13 protein-coding genes are annotated in these 17,893 nt (G+C 71.0%); 2 read left to right on the top strand and 11 right to left on the bottom strand.

What is annotated here, in order from left to right:
* Positions 1-94: 94 nt before the first annotated feature.
* Together OHT51_RS15080 and OHT51_RS15085 are read left to right on the top strand one after the other, a co-directional pair.
* The gene (locus OHT51_RS15080; RefSeq protein WP_328879449.1) at positions 95-1,642 is read left to right on the top strand and encodes an alpha/beta hydrolase; all 1,548 of its coding nucleotides are present in this window, start codon (positions 95-97) and stop codon (positions 1,640-1,642) included.
* A 135-nt stretch (positions 1,643-1,777) separates the two neighbouring features.
* On the top strand, positions 1,778-3,328 hold the full coding sequence (locus OHT51_RS15085; protein WP_328879450.1) for an alpha/beta hydrolase: 1,551 nt from the start codon (positions 1,778-1,780) through the stop codon (positions 3,326-3,328).
* 83 nt (positions 3,329-3,411) lie between these two features.
* Here OHT51_RS15085 and moeZ read toward each other — a convergent pair whose 3' ends face one another.
* The 11 genes from moeZ to OHT51_RS15140 form a co-directional block, all read right to left on the bottom strand.
* Positions 3,412-4,590, bottom strand: coding sequence for an adenylyltransferase/sulfurtransferase MoeZ (gene moeZ, locus OHT51_RS15090; RefSeq protein WP_328879451.1), 1,179 nt, complete (start codon positions 4,588-4,590; stop codon positions 3,412-3,414).
* 63 nt (positions 4,591-4,653) lie between these two features.
* Complete coding sequence (locus OHT51_RS15095) at positions 4,654-5,538, bottom strand: spherulation-specific family 4 protein (RefSeq protein WP_328879452.1); 885 nt, start codon at positions 5,536-5,538, stop codon at positions 4,654-4,656.
* A complete protein-coding gene (locus tag OHT51_RS15100) occupies positions 5,526-6,575 on the bottom strand; it encodes an NAD-dependent epimerase/dehydratase family protein (RefSeq protein ID WP_328879453.1) in 1,050 nt (349 codons plus the stop codon). Before OHT51_RS15100 ends, OHT51_RS15095 begins: the two co-directional genes overlap by 13 nt.
* Before the next feature lie 410 nt (positions 6,576-6,985).
* Complete coding sequence (locus OHT51_RS15105; protein ID WP_443052482.1) at positions 6,986-8,035, bottom strand: hypothetical protein; 1,050 nt, start codon at positions 8,033-8,035, stop codon at positions 6,986-6,988.
* Positions 8,036-8,487: 452 nt separating this feature from the next.
* On the bottom strand, positions 8,488-10,197 hold the full coding sequence (locus OHT51_RS15110) for a DUF3492 domain-containing protein (protein WP_328879455.1): 1,710 nt from the start codon (positions 10,195-10,197) through the stop codon (positions 8,488-8,490).
* A 212-nt stretch (positions 10,198-10,409) separates the two neighbouring features.
* Positions 10,410-12,122, bottom strand: coding sequence for an ABC transporter ATP-binding protein (locus OHT51_RS15115; protein WP_328879456.1), 1,713 nt, complete (start codon positions 12,120-12,122; stop codon positions 10,410-10,412).
* Positions 12,119-13,162 (bottom strand): ABC transporter permease, encoded by a 1,044-nt coding sequence (locus tag OHT51_RS15120; RefSeq protein ID WP_328879457.1) that lies wholly within the window; start codon positions 13,160-13,162, stop codon positions 12,119-12,121. Before OHT51_RS15120 ends, OHT51_RS15115 begins: the two co-directional genes overlap by 4 nt.
* On the bottom strand, positions 13,159-14,145 hold the full coding sequence (locus tag OHT51_RS15125) for an ABC transporter permease (protein WP_328879458.1): 987 nt from the start codon (positions 14,143-14,145) through the stop codon (positions 13,159-13,161). The genes OHT51_RS15120 and OHT51_RS15125 overlap by 4 nt, the downstream gene beginning before the upstream one ends.
* Before the next feature lie 4 nt (positions 14,146-14,149).
* A complete protein-coding gene (locus tag OHT51_RS15130; protein ID WP_328879459.1) occupies positions 14,150-15,868 on the bottom strand; it encodes an ABC transporter substrate-binding protein in 1,719 nt (572 codons plus the stop codon).
* A 192-nt stretch (positions 15,869-16,060) separates the two neighbouring features.
* Positions 16,061-16,153 (bottom strand): Ms4533A family Cys-rich leader peptide, encoded by a 93-nt coding sequence (locus tag OHT51_RS15135; RefSeq protein WP_328879460.1) that lies wholly within the window; start codon positions 16,151-16,153, stop codon positions 16,061-16,063.
* A gap of 56 nt (positions 16,154-16,209) precedes the next feature.
* On the bottom strand, positions 16,210-17,889 hold the full coding sequence (locus OHT51_RS15140) for a DUF3152 domain-containing protein (RefSeq protein WP_328879461.1): 1,680 nt from the start codon (positions 17,887-17,889) through the stop codon (positions 16,210-16,212).
* Between the last annotated feature and the right edge of the window lie 4 nt (positions 17,890-17,893).

Raw genomic sequence — 17,893 nt, forward strand, 5'->3', positions numbered from 1 at the left:
ACGTTGTAAGGGCACGTAAGCGGGTGAAGCGCAGCCGTACCTCGTACGGACCGCGCCCCGAGCGCCCCACCACGTACGACCGCAGGATGGGACCATGCCGAACCCTCCCCGGAAGCGCGCCGCTGCCCTGACCGCCGCCGCCCTGCTGCTGTTCTCCTTGCTGGCCGGCTGCAGCGACGGCGACTCCGGGAACGAGGACCTCACGGCCCAGCAGCTGAGCTGGAAGGACTGCCCGACCCCCTCCCAGGCGCAGGGCGGCGCGGGCAGCCCGTCACCGCTGCCGGACGGTGACTCATGGCAGTGCGCCACCATGAAGGCGCCTCGTGACTGGGACGACCCCAAGGGCGACACGATCGACATCGAGCTGATCCGGGCGCAGTCCAGCGGCGACCCGAACCGGCGCATCGGCTCGTTGATCTTCAACTTCGGCGGGCCCGGCGCTTCGGGCGTCACCACGCTGCCCGCCTTCGGCGACGGGTACGAGAAGCTGCGCACCCGCTACGACCTGGTGAGCTTCGACCCGCGCGGGGTCGGCCGCAGCGCGCCCGTACTGTGCGAGGACGACCAGCAGCTCGACGCCTACTTCCAGCAGGACACGACGCCGGACGACGCCATTGAGCGGACCGAACTGGTCGACAGCACCAAGGAGTTCAACGACGCCTGCGAGGAGAACTCCGAGGAGATGCTGCCGCATGTGCGCACCACCGACGCGGCCCGCGACATGGACCTGATGCGCCAGGTGCTCGGCGACGACAAACTGCACTACTTCGGCATCTCGTACGGCACCGAACTGGGCGGTGTCTACGCCCACTTGTTCCCCAAGAACGTGGGCCGCGCGGTCTTCGACGCGGTGGTCGACCCGACACAGAACTCCGAGCAGGGCTCACTCGGGCAGGTCAAGGGCTTTCAGCTCGCGCTCGACAACTTCGCGGAGGACTGCACCTCGAAGACCGAGGACTGTCCTATCGGCGACACCGCACAGGACGTCAAGAACCGCATGGCGAAGCTGCTGAAGGACCTCGACAGCAAGCCGATCCAGGGCGTGTTCCCGCGCGAGCTGACCCAGAGTGCTGCGACCAACGGCATCGCGCAGGCGCTGTACTCGCAGGACCTCTGGCAGTACCTCACCGAGGGGCTGGAGCAGGCGTACGACGGTGACGGCCGGATTCTGATGCTGCTGTCCGACTCGCTGAACGGGCGCAGCGAGAACGGCGAGTACAGCAACATCACCGCCGCCAACATCTCGATCAACTGCGCCGACGACAAGCCGCGGTACACCCCGGCAGACGTGGAGCGGAAACTGCCCGAATTCCGGGCCGCCTCGCCCCTGTTCGGTGACGCCTTCGCCTGGTCCATGCTCAGCTGCACGGACTGGGCCGTGGCGGGCGCCGCCGACCATCCCGACGTGAGCGCGCCCGGCTCCGCGCCGATCCTGGTCGTGGGCAACACGGGCGACCCGGCCACGCCGTATGAAGGCGCGCGGCGGATGGTGGAGGCGCTGGGCGACGGGGTGGGCGTCGAGCTGACGTACAGGGGGCAGGGGCACGGGGCGTACAACAGCAAGAGCAAGTGCGTGCAGGACTCGGTGAACGGATATCTGCTGGACGGAAAGGTGCCGGCGGCCGGGACCGTCTGCTCCTGAGACCGCACCGAGAGTCCAGAAAACAGCAGGTCAGAGAGTTATCCACAGGCCCCGACGGCATTTTCGTGATCCGCCTACTATGGCCTGACCGCCATCCGCGGCACGGTGCGGACGGCCTGCGAGGGGGGAATGGGCATGGCGCGTTTCGTACGGTGGACGGCTCTGACGGCCGCCGCCGCGCTGTTGGTGACGGGCTGCAGCGGCGGCTCGTCCTCGGAGGGCGCGGAGGCCGGTGAGGAGACGAGTGGCGCAAGTTCATCGGGTCCTCCCAGGGGCTCGGCGACCGCGCTGCCGGCCTCGCTCACCTCGCAGAAACTCGACTGGGGGCGCTGCAAGGCCGCCGGGGACTTCTCCGCGCCGGGCGACGAGTGGCAGTGCGCGACGCTCAAGGCACCGTTGGACTGGACGAAACCGGATGGCAGGACGATCGGCCTCGCCCTGATCCGCGCCAAGGCGGGCGGTGACGACCGCATCGGCTCGCTCCTGTTCAACTTCGGCGGCCCCGGCAGCTCAGGAGTGTCCACCCTGCCGTGGTACGCCTCCAATGCGTCCGAACTGGGCGAGCGGTACGACCTGGTGAGCTGGGATCCGCGCGGGGTGGGCGCCAGCGAGGGCGTCCGCTGCCGCAGCGACAAGGAGATCCAGGCCGCCGAGTCGGTGGACATCACGCCGGACACCCCGGCCGAGGAGACGGCGTACTTCCGGGATGCCGCCGCCTTCGGCAAGGGCTGCCAGAAGTCCACGGGGAAGCTGATGGCACATGTGTCGACCACGGACACTGCCCGAGACATGGACCTGATGCGCCAGGTCCTCGGCGATCCGAAGATGCACTACTTCGGCATCTCGTACGGCACCGAACTCGGCGGTGTCTACGCCCACTTGTTCCCGAAAAACGTGGGGCGGCTGATCCTGGACGCGGTCGCCGACCCGAGTGCCGACGCGGCGGGGCATGTCGAGAACCAGGCCAGGGGCTTCCAGCGTGCGTTGAACAACTACCTCAAGTCCACCGGCCAGGACGCCGCGGAGGGCTCGCAGAAGATCGTGGATCTGCTGAAGCGAATCGATGAGAGCCCGCTCCCGACCGGATCCGAGCGAAGGCTCACGGAGGGACTCGCGCTCACCGGTCTCCTCAGGCCGCTGTACAGCGAGGCGAGTTGGCCGACCCTCACCAGCGCGCTCGATGCGGCCGAGCAGGGAGACGGCTCGGATCTCCTGGCGCTCGCCGACGAGTACAACGATCGGGACCCGTCGGGGCACTACGTCACGGGGGCCCACTCGCAACGGGTCATATCGTGCCTGGACGACAAGCAGCGCCCCACCGCCGAGGAGGCGAGGAAGCTGCTGCCGCGGTTCGAGAAGGTCTCACCCGTGTTCGGACCCATGCTGGGCTGGGACACGGCCGGCTGGTGTCACGACTGGCCGGTGGCCGGGCAGTACGACACCCCCGAGGTGAGCGCGCCGGGTGCGGCGCCGATCCTGCTGGTCGGCAACACCGGCGATCCGGCGACGCCCTACGAGGGCACCCGGAAGATGGCCGACGAACTCGGCAAGGGCGTCGGTGTGACGCTGACGTGGAAGGGCGAAGGCCACGCCGCGTACGGGAAGGGCAGCGACTGCGTCGACTCGGCGATCAACGCGTATCTGCTTCAGGGGACGGTGCCCAAGGACGGCAAGGTCTGCTCATGACGGTGGCGGGGGTTTCGACCACCCGTGGTGCTCGAAACCCCCGCCACCGAAGCCGGTCCCGCCCTGAGGGCGGAACCGTTTGCTCAGTAGACCGGCTTGTCCGGTTCGATCTGGTTGACCCAGCCGATCACGCCGCCGCCGACGTGTACGGCGTCGGAGAAGCCCGCGGACTTCAGGACCGCGAGGACTTCCGCACTGCGGACACCCGTCTTGCAGTGCAAGACGATCTTCTTGTCCTGCGGGAGGCTCTCCAGGGCGGTGCCCATGAGGAACTCGTTCTTCGGGATCAGACGGGCGCCGGGGATCGAGACGATCTCGTACTCGTTGATCTCGCGGACATCGATGATGTCGATGTTCTCGCCGTCGTCGATCCACTCCTTGAGCTGCTTCGGAGTGATCGTGGAACCGGCGGCGGCCTCCTGGGCCTCCTCGGAGACGACGCCGCAGAAGGCCTCGTAGTCGATGAGCTCGGTGACGGTCGGGTTCTCGCCGCAGACCGCGCAGTTCGGGTCCTTGCGGACCTTGACCTGGCGGTACTGCATCTCCAGGGCGTCGTAGATCATCAGGCGGCCGACCAGCGGCTCACCGATGCCCGCGAGCAGCTTGATGGCCTCGTTGACCTGGATGGAGCCGATGGACGCGCACAGCACGCCGAGCACGCCGCCCTCGGCGCAGGAGGGGACCATGCCGGGGGGCGGGGGCTCCGGGTAGAGGCAGCGGTAGCAGGGACCGTGCTCGGACCAGAAGACGGAGGCCTGGCCGTCGAAGCGGTAGATCGAGCCCCAGACGTACGGCTTGTTCAGCAGCACGCAGGCGTCGTTGACCAGGTAGCGGGTCGCGAAGTTGTCCGTGCCGTCGACGATCAGGTCGTACTGGCTGAAGATGTCCATCACGTTGTCGGCCTCGAGCCGCTCCTCGTGAAGGATCACGTTCACGTACGGGTTGATGCCGAGGACGGAATCGCGCGCGGACTCGGCCTTGGAGCGGCCGATGTCGGCCTGGCTGTGGATGATCTGGCGCTGCAGGTTCGACTCGTCGACCTCGTCGAACTCCACGATGCCGAGCGTGCCGACGCCCGCGGCGGCCAGGTACATCAGCGCCGGCGAGCCCAGGCCGCCGGCGCCCACACACAGCACCTTGGCGTTCTTCAGCCGCTTCTGCCCGTCCATCCCGACATCGGGGATGATCAGGTGGCGGGAGTACCTGCGAACCTCGTCTACGGTGAGCTCGGGGGCCGGCTCGACCAGGGGTGGCAGCGACACGGGGACTCCGTTGGTCGGTCTATCACTACGGTTGTTCTCCCCGTAACAGTGCCATGGCCTTTTTCATTCCGAGACACCTGTTCCGATCCGCGAGACGATTTCGTCCCAGTAGCCGGGCATGGTCTCCCAGGGGTCGGTGCGCCCGCCGCGGTCCGTGTGGTCGGTGAACCAGATCGTGGCGGCTCCCTGCCAGCGGGCGATACGCAGTGCCTCGTCGAGGTGCCCGAGGGGCACTCCGTGGACGAAGTGGCAGAAGCGGTCGGGCGGATAGTCGGCCGTCCACTCGGCAACCTGCGACCAGCGGTAGTCGCTCCACGAGCCGCGGAAGGTGACCAGTTGGTCGGCGCACTCGGCGTAGCCCGGGTGAGGGTGGGTGCCGTGACCGAGGACGATGTGGGCCTCGTCACGCAACGCGCGGAGCGTGCTGACCGTGCGGCGGACCTCGGGCAGGTCAGCGCGTTCGGTCGGGCAGCGGTCGAGGAAGAAGCCGTCGACGAGGTACCAGTCGAGGTAGCGCTGAGCCTCGGAGATCACCTCGTCGAAGGGGTGGGCACCGTGGGGCGTGCCGCCGTGGGACGTGCCGCAATGGGACCCGGCGAGGTGGGTCGTGCCGCGGTGGGCCCTGTCGTGGCGGGCTGTGCCGAGACGCGCCCGGTTGAGGCGGGTCGTGCCGGCGTGGGCTGGGTCGAGGCGGTCCACGTCGAGGTGGCCGAGGACGCGGACTCCGGCGTTGCGGAGTCTGCCGGCGGCCTCCAGGCAGTGGGGGTCGGGCCGGGCGCCGGGGCCGTCGGCGACGTTGAGGACGACCCAGTCCAGGGGGGTGCCGGGGCGGGTGAGTTCGCCCCACTCGGTCGGGGCGAGCAGGGGATGCGCATAGCCGAGGATGCCGAGGCCGGTACGGAGGTCGGTGCTCGCTGTGGGCGGCGTGGCGCCGGTCAGATACGGCATGCCGCCTCCATCCAGATATCGCCCAGGGACTCTTCGAGGTTGATACGGGGGCGCCAGCCGAGCCGGTCGCGGGCGGTGCGTACGTCGGCCTGCTGCCAGCTGCCGCAGCCGTCCGGGTACGGGTAGGCGGCCGGAGAGACCTGGCCCGCCTGGGCGGCGTGGGCCGCGTGCGCCACATGGGTCGCATGAGCGGTGTGGGCGGCGTGGCCGGCGTGCGCGGCGTGGGACAAGTGGTCCGAATCGGGGCGCGGGTGGCCGATGGATGCCCGCAACGGGCCGGGCGGGCCGTCGAGTTCGTGGAGGGCGCCGCCATACCCCGCCACGCGGGCGAGCACGGCTGCGGCGTCACGGAGACGGACTGCGCGGCCCGAGCCGATGTTGATGACGCCCTGCGCGGCGGACAGCGAGGCGGCGTGGACTGCGCGGGCCACGTCGCGGACGTCGATGAAGTCGCGTTGGGCGCCGAGGCCGGTGAGCTTGAGCTCGCCGTCGCCCGACTGCATGGCGCGGCGCATGGCCTCGGCGAGGCGGCCGAGCGGGGAGCCGGCGGGGGTGCCCGGGCCTGCGGGCGAGAAGACCCGGAGGACCACGGCGTCCAGACCGGAGCCCAGGACCAGTTCCGTGGCGGCGAGTTTGCTGACGCCGTACGGGCCGCCAGGGCGGGGGACGGCGTCCTCGGCCGTGGAGGAGCCGGGCTGGCTCGGGCCGTACTCAGCGCCGCAGCCGATCTGGACGAGACGGGCGCCGCAGCCGCTGCGGCGCAGGGCCTCGCAGACGGTGGCGACGGCGACGGTGTTGTGGCGGGTGAGTTCGCGGGCGCCGCCTCGGGTGGCGCCGGCGCAGTTGATGACTACGCCGGGGTGGACCGCGTCGAGGAAGCGGGTGAGGGCGCCGGGGCTGCCTGATGCGAGGTCGAACCGGACGTCGGCGTCGTCGCCGCGGCCCAGCGCGGTGAGTTGGACGGCGGGGTCGGCGAGGAGGCGGTCGGCTACGAAGCGGCCGAGGTAGCCGTTGGCTCCGATCAGCAGGACTCTCATCGGGCGGCTCCCGGGGCCGAGGTGTGGTCGGGTCGGGAGGTGATCATTTGGGGTTCTCCTTCGGGGGCTTCAGGTGGAGGGGCTCTCGGGCGGGAGAGGGGTTTCGGGTAGGAGGGGGGTCTCGGGCGGGAGGCGGGTCTCGGGCGGGAGGGGGGTCTCGGGTAGGGGGCGTTCGGTGGGACTGTGGGGGCGTATGCCTGCGGCAGCCCGTGCCGCTGGGTGGGGGTTCGCGTCGCGCCTGCGAGTGCGTTGTGGGTCGGTGCGGCACCCGGGGGTGTCCGTCCACGGTCGGGCGGTTGCTGTCGGGCAAGAAGGGCTGCCTCTTGACGCCCGCCGCTGCGGGCGGACACCCCCCGGCACGGCCCCTTGCCGCCGAACGCGGGTGCGGGCACGACGTGGTTGCTGAGCCGTCAGCATGTGTCGTCCGCCCTCGCGTGTGCCGAAGCCCTCGTCACGGTGCGCAATGCGTGCAGAAGGAGGGTCAGGGCGCCTGCGCCGCAGGCGATGGTGGGGATGGCGGCCGGGCCCCATGTGTCGACGAGGGTCTGCACGGGGGTTGCCAGCAAGGCGCAGCCGGGGAGGCGCGCGGCGAAGAGGGTGGCCAGGGCCGTTGCCTCGGCTGAGGCTGCGGCGGTGAGGACGAGTGCGGGGGCGTGGGTGAAGCCGTGGGTGGTGAGGAGGCGGGCGAGGAGCAGGAGGGCGCCCAGGGTGAGGGTCTGGGGGTAGGCGGGGGGCTCGTTCAGGATGGTCGTCGTGAGGGTCAGCAGAGCCGTCAGGGCGCAGAGGTAGAGGGCGACCGTGCCCAGGAGCAAGGGCTTTGCCGAGGTGGCGAACTCCTCCAGGGCTCGGCTGGCCGAGAGTTTGCGACGGGCCCGTACGGCGAAGAGGTGGGCGCACCAGGCCGCCGGGACGCAGGAGAGGGTGAGGGCCAGTACGGGGGCCGTGGTGAGGGGCCAAGGGCCTTCGGCGGTGCCGGTGGGGAGGGCGTCCGGGCCCCCGGTGGCGGCTGCCTGGAGGAGGCCGTCGCCGAGGAGGGCGTAGGCGAGGAGCCAGGTGATCCGCGTGATGGTGGCGTGTGTGCGGTCCTTGCCGGCGAGGGGGCCCCGGGCCAGGGCGGCGCGTACGGCGAGGGCCACGGTGAGGGTTCCCACGGCGGCCGCGATGAGGCGGGACTGGCCGTGGGTGAGGTGCAGGGCGGTCACGGCCGTCGCGCAGATGGCTCCGGGGAGGAGGGCGAGGAGAATCCAGTCCACTCGGGCGCGGGGGGTGGTGAGGGCCGGGGCTCCTGGGCGTGACTCGGCGTCGCGGGGCACTCGGGCGTACATCTCCTCCGCGAGCGAGAAGACGTCCCGGTGCAGGAAGCGGGACGCGGTGCGGTCCGTGATGCCGTGGGCTTCCAGGCCGGCCGCGATGTCCAAGGGGTCCACCGCGCGTTCGCACAGGTCTCGGTGACGGTGCATCAGCGCCTTCACGGGGTCGGCGCCCTTGCGGCCGGCGGAGGTGGGACGGGTGGAGGTGGATGTGCGGCGGGGATCCGTGGGGGTTGATCGGGTGCCGGTGGTGCGCGTGGAGGTGCCGGTGGCGGTGGCGGATCGTGCGTCGGCGGTGGTGGGGGGCGATCCGTCGGCTGTGCCTTCCCTTGAGTCCGTCCCGGCGGCCGTGCCTTCCCTTGAGTCCGTCCCGGCGGCCGCGCCTTCGCTTGCGTCCGTCCCAGCGGCCGCGCCTCCCCTTGCGTCCGTCCCAGCAGCCCCGCCTGTCCGTACGTCCACCCTGGCCCCGCCTGCCCTAACGTCCATCCCTGCCACCGCGTCCTCCCCCGCGTACGCGTCCGGCGTGAGCCACTCCTCCGAGCGTTCGTCCCATGCGCCGGGGCTGGTGGGGGCCCCGGGGCGGTCCAGTCCTCCCAGGCCGTTCATCGCGCTCCCTCCGTCGCGGGCAGGGCGGTGGCGCGTACGGGGGCTCCTGGCAGCCTTGGTGGGCCGCCGCGGGCGACCAGGCGTGTGGTGCGGTCGGTCCAGCGGCCGGGGACGTGGGCCTCGGCCGGGACGGCGAAGGGCAGGGGGGCGCCGGAATCGTCGAGGACGACTCGGCGGACCGGTGTGCGCGAGACGATCTCCAGGTAAATGCCGTGAAATGCTGCGACGTTCTGCTCGACGGTGAACAGTTCGAGCGCACGCGCGCGTGCCGCCGCGCCCAGGCGCTCGCGGCGCTCGGGGTCGCGCAACAGCGCCACGCAGGCCTCCGCGAGCGCGCGGGGATTGCGCGGCGGTACGACGAGACCGGTACCGCCGATGACCTCCACCACCGCGCCGACGTCGGTGGACACCGTCGCGCGGCCGCAGAACATGGCCTCGACCAGGCCGATCGGGAAGCCCTCCACGACGCTGGACAGGACGGCCACGGCGCCCGAGGCGTAGGCGTCGGCGAGAGCCGGGACCTCAGGGCCGCCGATCTCCTCGAAGGAGACCGGGTTGTGGCCGACCGTGTGCGGGCCCTCGGCCTCGTCGGGGAAGAGCTGTGCGGCCAGCACCTTGCAGTGGCCGAGATAGGCGGCGCCCTCGGCGCCCGAAGCGGTGCCGACGATCCGCAGGCGGGTTTTCGGCTCCTCCTTGCGGACCTCGGCGAAGGCGTGCAGCAACGACACCAGGTCCTTGGCCGGTTCGACGCGGCCGACCCAGACAAGGGTGTCCGGGTCCGCGCGCTCCGGGCCCTCGCCGACCTCGGCGAAGCGGTCGGCGTCCATGCCGGGGTAGACCGTGCGGAGCTTCGCGCGGTCGGCGCCGCAGCGCTCCTGCCAGCGGCGGGCGTGGCCGTTGCCCGGCGTGATGAGGGCGGCCCGCGCGTAGGACTCGGCGGCGAGCGTGCCGTGGAGGGCGGCGAGCAGGGAGCGCACGGCGGGAGAGGCGTCGGTCTCGGCCAGGTAGTGCGTGCGCAGCCGGACGCCGTACTCGGTCAGCAGCAGGGGTACGCCGTGGAAGTGGCGGGCGACCAGGGCGGGCAGGGCCGCGGCGCCGCCGGACGTGGCGTGGCACAGGTCGACCGACCCCAGGCCGTCGTCCTCGTACCAGTCGAGCGAGAGGGGGCGCAGGGCGCGTTCGAGATGCGCGGCGACGGCCAGCAGATCGGGGACGCGCGCCTCGCGCGCCGTGCGCAGGGCGCCCCGCGCTCGGCAGGCGCGCTCGAGGATGCGTACGGCGGACTCGGAGCGGAGCGCTCCCACCAACCCGCCTTCGTCGCGGGCGAGTTCGGCGAGGCTGTACAGCGCGTTGCCGAAACGGTCCGCCTCGGCGGCCGACGCGTCTTCGGTGGTTCCGGACGCGTCTGTGCCGGCCCCTGCGCAGAGCACGGTCACCAACTCGCCGTAGCAGTCGGCGAACCGCCGGCGCGCGCGGCGCCCGTATACCACCCCGTCGTCCTCGGCCGTCCACAGCGGCGCCGTGCGCACCCGGCTGACCTGGGGTGGCAGGGGGATCCAGCCCTCGTCCTCCTGGCACTCGCTGCGGCTGAGCGCGTAGATGTCGAACTCGTGCTGTCCGAGCCCGCGCACGAGCCGGTCGCACCAGAGCCTGGCGTCACCGCTCACATACGGATAGCCACCCTCCGCAATCAGTCCGATGCGCACGAGTACACCCCCGATCTCCCTTAGGGGAGCCGCCGTTCCCCCGGCGGCTCACAGCGGGACGAACGTATGCGGACAAGGCGGTGGCGCGACGGACGGTTGTCCATCGCGCCACCAAAAGGGGTGAACGGTCGTAACTTTCCCGTGCGGGTCGCGTTCCGTCGCGCTAAGAGAGTAAACGCGCACGCATCGTCACACCTGAACGGCTCGGACGGTCACACCGCGGCCAACTCCCGTCGCGCCGCCCGCCGCTGGGCCGCGATCCGCGGGTCGAGCGCGGGTACCGCGGCCAGGAGCTGCTTGGTGTACGGGTCCTGCGGGTTGTCGTACACCTCGTCGGCGAGGCCCTCCTCGACGATCCGCCCGCCCCGCATCACCGCGACCCGGTCGCTGACCTGGCGTACGACGGCGAGGTCGTGCGCGACGAAGACGAGCGCGAGTCCCAGCTCACGCTGCAACTCCCCCAGCAGGGCCACGACCTGGGCCTGCGTGGTGACGTCGAGCGCGGAGACGGGCTCGTCGCAGACGATGACGCGCGGGTCGGCGGCGAGCGCCCGCGCGATGCCCACGCGCTGGCGCTGACCGCCGCTGAACTCGTGGGGATAGCGGTCGTAGTGCGCCGCTTCGAGCCCTACGCGCTCCAGCAGTTCCCGTACGCGCCCCCGGATACGCCCCTCGCCGTCCTCGCCCCGCGCGCGGAGCGGGTCGGCGATCGACTCGCCCACGGTGCGGCGGGGGTTGAGGGAGGAGACAGGGTCCTGGAAGACCATCTGCACCGCGGGATTCACGCCCGCGCGCGTGTGGCCGTCGTAACGGACCTCGCCCGCCGTCGGCTCAAGGAGGCCGACCAGCATGCGCCCGAGGGTCGTCTTGCCGCTGCCGCTCTCCCCCACGACGCCCAGGGTCTCGCCGCGGCGGATCGTCAGCGACACGTCGTCCACCGCCCTGAACGCCCGCTTTCCGCGGCCGAATTCACGCCGCAGGCCGGTCGCCGCCAGGACGACGTCCGCCGAGGCCAGGTCCACTGACGCAACCTCCGCCGAGGCCAGGCCCACTGACGCAACCTCCACCGACGCAACGTCCGACGAGGCGCCGTCCGCCGAGGCGATCGTCGCCCCCTCCGGCTCCTTGGCGCCCTCATGGATGACGCGCGGCGTGTCCACGCGCGGGACCGCGTGCAGCAGTTCGCGCGTATACGGCTGCTCCGGAGCTCCCAGGACGTCGGCGACCGGGCCGCGTTCCACCGCCCGTCCGTGCCGCATGACCAGCACCTCGTCGACGCTCTCGGCGGCGACGCCGACGTCGTGGGTGACGAGGAGGAGACCCATGCCGGTCTCCTCGCGGAGCCTGTGCAGCAGGTCGAGGATCTGGGCCTGGACCGTCACGTCGAGCGCGGTCGTCGGCTCGTCGGCGATCAACAGGCCGGGCGTGCAGGCCAGCGCCATGGCGATGAGGGCACGCTGGCGCATACCGCCGCTGAACTCGTGCGGGCGGGAACGGAATCGCCGTAGTGCGTCCGGAATTCCAACCCTGTCCAGCACCTCGACCGCACGCGCGCGTGCCGCTCGTCGCGAGGCACGCGTGTGTGTGCGGTACACCTCGGCGATCTGGTCGCCGATCGCGTAGTACGGGTCGAGCGAGGACAGCGGGTCCTGGAAGACCATGGCCGCCTTCCCGCCGCGCAGCCGCCGCAGTTCGTCGTCCGACGCCTGCCGTACGTCGACGCCGGCGACCTCGACCGACCCGCCGACCCGTGCGCCCGTGCCGCGGTGCAGCCCCAGCAACGCCGAGGCGACCGTGGACTTCCCGGAGCCGGATTCGCCGACGAGGGCGAGGGCGGCGCCCTGCTCCAGCCGGAAGGACAGGCCGTCGACGGCCCGCAGTGACCCGAACTCGACCGTCAGGTCGGTGACGTCCACGAGGCTCATGCCAGCACCACCCGTCGGTCGGCCACGGCGTACAGCACGTCCGCGACGGCGTTGGCGACGACCACGAAGAAGCCGATGACCAGGACCATGCCGACGACGACCGGGAGGTCGACGACGTTGACCGCGTGGACCAGTTCCTGTCCGATGCCGGGCAGTCCGAAGAGCGTCTCGGTGAGCACCGCGCCGCCGACCGCGCCGCCGAAGTTGTTGGCGTTCAGCGCGATGACCGGCGCGAGGGCCCCGCGCAGCGCGTGCCGTCCGATGACCGACCGTTCGCCGACGCCGTACGCCCGAAAGGTGCGGATGTGGTCCTCGGCCAGCGTCTCCAGCATGGCCGCGCGCGTGAGACGGGCGAACGCGGCGGCCTCGATGAGGGCCAGGGAAAGCCATGGCAGCAGCAGGTTCCACGCCCACTGTTCGGGATCGTCGGTGAAGGCGACGTACTGCGGGAACGGCAGCAGTTGGAGCTGCCCGCAGACGACGATCATCAGGACCAGACCGATCACGAAGACCGGCGTGGCCACGCCGGCGAGCGTGACGCCGGTCAGCAGCCGCTCGGTGAGACGGCCGCGTCGCCATGCGGACAGGACGCCCGTGCCGACGCCGAGGATCAGCCACAGCACCATCGCGCCGAACACGAGCGACAGGCTGACCGGCAGCTTCGCCAGGATCAGCTGGGTGACCTGCTGGTCGCTCTGGTACGACAGCCCGAGGCAGGGCGCCGAGCAGTGCTGCACGGACGCGCCCGTCGAGTAGTCCTGGCCGGCGACGAGGCCCTCCAGGAAGTGCCAGTAGCGCGTGTACAGCGGGTCGTTCAGGTGCAGTTGCTCGGCGACCTGCTGCACCTGGGCGGGCGAGCAGCGGGGGCCGCAGGTGATCTGGGCGACGTTGCCGGGAGTGACGTAGAAGACGACGTAGACGATCACCGAGATGGCGAACAGGGTGACGACGACACCGACGGTCCGGCGCAGGACGAAGCCTCCGAGACTCCTGAGACCGGTGAGATTCGTGAGATTCGTGAGACCGGTGAGGCCGCTCATGCCTTGGCCTCCCTCTTGCGGCCCGTGCCGACCCGCAGCCGGGACGCCGCGCGCGGGTCGAGCGCCGTGCGCACGCCGTCGCCGAGGACGGTGAGGGCGAGGACGGTCACGAAGAGCGCGCCGGCCGGCAGCAGCAGGTACTGCGGGGCGGCCTGGTACCAGACGTCGGCGGCGGTGAGCATCTGCCCCCAGGACGGCGTCGGCGGCTTCACTCCGACGCCCAGGAAGGACAGGGCGGCCTCGACGGAGATGTTGACCGGGACCAGCAGGGCCGCGTACGTGATGACCGGGGCGGCGATGCCGGGCAGCAGTTCCCGGCGGGCGATCCGCCAGGTGCCCCAACCGCTGAGCCGGGCGGCGGCGACGTAGTCGAGCCCCTTCAGGGTGAGCGTCTGGGCGCGCACGATCTTCGCGATGTTGCCCCAGGCGATCAGGCCGATGACGAGGGCGACCAGCACGGGCCGCGGGAAGCTCGACGGAACGATCGCGAGCAGCGCCAACGCCATGATCATCAGCGGCATCGCCACGATGACGTCGGTGAAGCGGCTCAGCAGCTGGTCGACCCAGCGGCTGCCGAGCGCGGCGGCGACGCCCATCACGACGCCGATGGTCACCTGGACGACGGTCGCGGCCAGCGCGACTCCGAGGGAGACCCGGGCGCCGTGGACGAGCCGCGCGAACAGGTCCCGCCCGGTCTGCGGTTCGACGCCGAGCCAGTGGTCGGCGCTCACTCCGCCGAACGACCCGATGGGCACGCCCCCGCGCGCGGAGTCCACGAGGGACGGGTGGTAGGTGGTCGGGTCCTGGCCCTCGACCGCGGTGAGCAGCGGTGCGGCGAGCGCGACCAGGACGAGCAGTGCGACTACGACCGCCGCGACGAGGGCGGCGCGCTGCGTCCGCAGCCGCCGCCAGAACTGACGGGCCCCCGAGGCCCCCGGAGCAGGCACCCCGGGAGCCTCGACGGCAATGACTGCCTCACTCACGGCGCTACTTCACCGCGACCTGGGAGATGTCCAGCACGCCGGTCCAGTCGCTGATCACGACGTTCTTGACGGACTCGCCGTACAGCCGCTTGTAGACGGGGTGGAACAGCGGCACCGTCAGCGCCTGTTCGCCGATCTTCTTGTCCAGCGCACCCCACCGCTCGGCGGCGGCGTCAAGGTCGGTCAGCTTGTTGATCGCGTCGATCTCGGTGTTGACGGACTTGTCGTCGAGCAGGCCGGTGTTGAAGTTCGCACCGTCCTTGACGATCTGCCGGCCGTCGAAGATCGGGGCGAGGAAGGGACCGCCGGAGGGCCAGTCGGCACCCCAGTGGGCGAGGAAGAAGCCGGGCTCGGTCTTCACGTTGTGGATCTTGTCGGAGTAGTCGTTCTCCTCCAGACCCTGGAGCTTGACCGTGATGCCCGCCTTCTTGAGCGCGTCCTGGATCGCGGTCGCGATCTCGGGGCTGGTCTCGAAGTCCTTGGCGTTGGAGTGGGTCAGGGTGACGGTCAGCCCGTTCGCGTAACCGGCCTCCTTCAGCAGTTCCTTGGCCTTCGCCGGGTCACCGGCCGCACCCGCCGGGAAGTGGTCGTACGGCGTGTAGCCGAAGGACTTCTGGTTCGGCAGGAAGGTGGTCGCGGGCTCGGCGAGCGCGGACCCGCCCGCCGCGTTCACCACGGACGACCGGTCGATGGCGTACGAGATCGCCTGCCGCACCTTGGCGTTGTCGAACGGCTTGGTCTTCGGGTTGAACGCGATGTAGTTGGTGTAGCCGAAGTGCCCGGTGCCGACGCGCGCGGCCAGTTCCTTGTCGCCGGTCACCTTGGCCAGCTCGGCCGGGCCGAGGTTGGTGTCCGTGGTGACCGCGGCCGCGTCCGCACCCTGGGACGCGGACAGCCGCTGGTTGATCACCGACGAGTCGAGCCCGGACCGTACGTCGATCTTGTCTGGGTAGGCCTTGCGCTCGGCGTCCGTGGAGGCGGACCAGTGGGTGTTGCGCTCCAGGGTGAGCCGCTCGCCGTCGTTCTCGTTCTTCACGACCTTGTACGGGCCGGACGAGACCGGGTGCTCCTCGTACTTCGTGCCGGTGTCCTTGTCCTTGGGCACCGGCGTGAACTGCGTCTGTGTCGCCAGGTACGGGAACTCGCCCTCGGGCTTGTTCAGACGGAAGACGATGGTCCGCTCGTCCGGCGTCTCGATCGCCGACAGACCCTTCTTGTCCTTGTACGGCCCCTGGTAGTCGGCCGCGCCGACCAGCCAGTCCCTCAAATACGGTGCACCGCCGGACAGTTCGGGGGCGAAGGAGCGCTCGATGCCGTACTTGATGTCGGCCGAGGTGATCGGGGTGCCGTCCTCGTACTTGAGGCCCTCCTTGAGGGTGTACGTCCACACGGTCGCATCCTTGTTCGGGCGCCCGGTGTCGGTGGCGAGGTCGGGGACGACCTCGGCGCCGGCCTCACCGTTCTCGCGGTTGCGGGTGGTGAGCGTACGGAAGACGAGCGAGGGGACGTTTCCGCCGCCGGAGGTGTACAGCCGGGCCGGGTCGAAGTCCTGCTGCGGATTGGAGTTCAGGACCGTGAGCGTGCCGCCCTTGTGGGGCGTGGAGTCGCCGCCGGCACTCTTGGCATCGTTGTCCTCAGGCCCGCAGGCGGCGGCGCCCGCTGCCACGACCAGGCTGACGGATGCCGCGGCCACGCGGCGCGCTATGACGGACGATTGACGCATCGGAGACGACCTCTCGGAATGATGAGTCTCGGATATCGAGACGAAATGACGCGGAGTGAGACAGGAGTGCACAGACGTCTGCCCCGGCGTCGGGTCGTCGGCAGCCCATGAATGCGCCACGGGTCCGAAACCCGTCAGCGACTCACAGGAGTGAAGGAAGAAGATCGCGACGCGAACGCCAGGCGGCGGGCGTCAGCGACAGTCGATGTCGGCCACGCACAGGGCGGTCACACCGATCAGCGCCAGCTCGATGGCGGCGCGAGTGGGGGCGTGACGGGTCGACATGTGCAGAAATATGTATGAACTCGCTGCACATGTCAATGTGACGTATGAGTCACCTGTCAACTCCCGGGATACATCCAGGGGTTGGCCCGGCAGCGGATCCCGTCGTGGTCGAGGAACTTGGTCTGCTGCTGCATGACCGGGGCCAGCTCGCCATCCTTGTCGCAGGTCACATGGGAGTAGCCGAGCCGGTGACCGACCTCGTGGTTGATCAGCATCTGCCGGTACTCGTGGATGCGATCACCGTATGTCTCGGACCCTTGTGCCCATCTGTACGCATTGATCATGACGCGCTCGGTGGAGGCGGAGTCGCACGACACATTGTCGACTGTGGTGTCCAGACCGGACTTGGCACACCAGTCGGCCGTCGTACCGGGGCTGGCCAGCGTGATCACGAAATCCGGCTTGCCGGAGTAGATGCGCTCGAAGGTACGGGCGCCATTGTGCGCCCAGCTCCGGTCGTCGTTGAGCGTCTTCTGCACGGCCTCGGCGAAGAGTTCGCCGTCGAGCCCGAGTCCCTGCTCCACGTCCACGCGGTAGGTGTACTTCTGCCCCTTGCCGGGCGCCTTGGCGATCCCCGGGACCGCGTCGAACCTGCCCGGGCCCTTGAGCTTGGCGCTGAGCGCGTACGTCTCGCCCATCTTCTGCTCGTACGTCAGCGGCGCCGGCGCATTCGGCGCGTCCGGCGTCGGCCGCCCGTCGCCGCGCGAGGCCGAGTCGCGGGCGTCCCGCCCCTGATCGGTGGCGGACTGCGACTGTACGTCGCCGTCCTCCCGCCCCTTCGCGACCTGACCGGCGACGACGACGGCCAGCACGGTGACGACGGCGGCAGCGGCGATGCCGGAGAAGGTCCGGCCCTTGGAGCCCCTCGCCGCCACAGGCTCGCCGGTCGGCGGGGCGTCGTCGTCGCCGTCGCTGCCGGCCTGTGTCCCGGTGTCGTCCGCGGCACCGCCGCCGGTCCTGGTGTCCCATTCGGTGACGGAGGCATACGGGTCGGAGGCGTACGAGTCGGAGGCGTGCGCGGTCTCGGTCGTACGCGGCGCGAAGACGTCGACGTCCCCGTCGCCCTCGAAGGCCTCCAGGTAGTCCTGCCGGGGCCCTTCGGACGGCGCTGCCCGCCGGGGCCGCGGCACGGGAACACCGGTCGCGGGCGGGGCACCGGCCGCCGCGGGAGCGCCGTACGCAACACCGGCACGCCCCCTCAACTCGCCCCAGCCACCGCCGGATTCACGCTGCTCGGGGTGGCCGGCACGGGCCTGGGGGGTGCCATGGGCGGGCGTACCGTCGGCGATACGGGGCACGCCGTGGGCCGGGGTGCCGTCGGGGAACCTCGGGAAACCATGTGCGGGCGTGCCGTCGGGGAACCTCGGAAAGCCGTGAGCAGGCGTGCCGTCGGGCAGCCTCGGGACCCCCTGCGCGGGCGTGCCGTCGGGGAAGCCGCGCCCTCCGTACCCCGGACCTCCACCCGCGGGCATCCCCTGCCGGCCGGGCGGCGGCCCAGGCACCCGGCGACCGCCGCCGGGTCCGCCGGACTGCGGCGGGCCGCTCGGGCCCGCGCCCGGTGCCGGACCCGGCGGTCGGGCACCCGGAGGCCGACCGGGCCCCGGACCCGGCACGGACGTCCCCCGCTGGGCCGTGCCCGGCTCGGGCTGTGCCCCCCGGGAATCCTGTCGTGCGGTTGTGTCCGCGGTGTCGCGCTTGGGCTTGGCGGCGGACCCGCGCCTGCTGTGGCGTCCCACGTCG

The organism is Streptomyces sp. NBC_00299, assembly GCF_036173045.1.
In the GTDB taxonomy this organism is placed as follows: Bacteria; Actinomycetota; Actinomycetes; order Streptomycetales; family Streptomycetaceae; genus Streptomyces; species Streptomyces machairae.

Coding starts and splice junctions, on each gene's coding strand:
- OHT51_RS15135 (WP_328879460.1), bottom strand. CDS start 16,153: ATGTCGACCCGTCACGCCCCCACTCGCGCCGCCATCGAGCTGGCGCTG.
- OHT51_RS15130 (WP_328879459.1), bottom strand. CDS start 15,868: ATGCGTCAATCGTCCGTCATAGCGCGCCGCGTGGCCGCGGCATCCGTC.
- OHT51_RS15115 (WP_328879456.1), bottom strand. CDS start 12,122: ATGAGCCTCGTGGACGTCACCGACCTGACGGTCGAGTTCGGGTCACTG.
- OHT51_RS15120 (WP_328879457.1), bottom strand. CDS start 13,162: ATGAGCGGCCTCACCGGTCTCACGAATCTCACGAATCTCACCGGTCTC.
- OHT51_RS15095 (WP_328879452.1), bottom strand. CDS start 5,538: ATGCCGTATCTGACCGGCGCCACGCCGCCCACAGCGAGCACCGACCTC.
- OHT51_RS15105 (WP_443052482.1), bottom strand. CDS start 8,035: ATGCACCGTCACCGAGACCTGTGCGAACGCGCGGTGGACCCCTTGGAC.
- OHT51_RS15100 (WP_328879453.1), bottom strand. CDS start 6,575: ATGAGAGTCCTGCTGATCGGAGCCAACGGCTACCTCGGCCGCTTCGTA.
- OHT51_RS15080 (WP_328879449.1), top strand. CDS start 95: ATGCCGAACCCTCCCCGGAAGCGCGCCGCTGCCCTGACCGCCGCCGCC.
- OHT51_RS15085 (WP_328879450.1), top strand. CDS start 1,778: ATGGCGCGTTTCGTACGGTGGACGGCTCTGACGGCCGCCGCCGCGCTG.